This window comes from Hanstruepera flava, from assembly GCF_023634025.1.
Lineage (GTDB): Bacteria > Bacteroidota > Bacteroidia > Flavobacteriales > Flavobacteriaceae > Hanstruepera > Hanstruepera flava.
Genome location: NZ_JALJCW010000021.1, coordinates 1 through 584 on the forward strand (window position 1 = coordinate 1; position 584 = coordinate 584).

General features: G+C 50.2%; 1 protein-coding gene. It reads right to left on the reverse strand.

Going from position 1 to position 584, the window contains the following annotated elements; all coding sequences use genetic code 11:
* The coding region (locus tag MTX13_RS14370) for an HYR-like domain-containing protein (protein WP_449555747.1) at window positions 1-584 on the reverse strand (584 nt) is incomplete at both ends.

The window sequence follows — 584 nt, forward strand, 5'->3', positions numbered from 1 at the left end:
ATCGCTGGGCACGCCAACTAGTGCAGGCGCTGTAGAATCGATAACGGTAATGGTCTGTGTTTCTGTAGTTGTATTGCCACCATCGTCAGTCACACTCCATTCACGAATAATGGTACCGACACCATCAGCAACGGTATTGGATGTTTCGCTATAGTTTACCGACAGGGTGGTATCGCAGTTATCTGTAGCGGTAACCGTAGCAGGAGCCGGAATGGCATCACACTGTACGGTAGCATCGCTGGGCACGCCAACTAGTGCAGGCGCTGTAGAATCGATAACGGTAATGGTCTGTGTTTCTGTAGTTGTATTGCCACCATCGTCAGTCACACTCCATTCACGGACAATGGTACCGACACCGTCAGCAACGGTATTGGATGTTTCGGTATAGTTTACCGACAGGGTGGTATCGCAGTTATCTGTAGCGGTAACCGTAGCAGGAGCCGGAATGGCATCACACTGTACGGTAGTATCGCTGGGCACGCCAACTAGTGCAGGCGCTGTAGAATCGATAACGCTAATAGTCTGTGTCTCCGTGGTTGTATTGCCACCATCATCAGTCACACTCCATTCACGAATAATGGTAC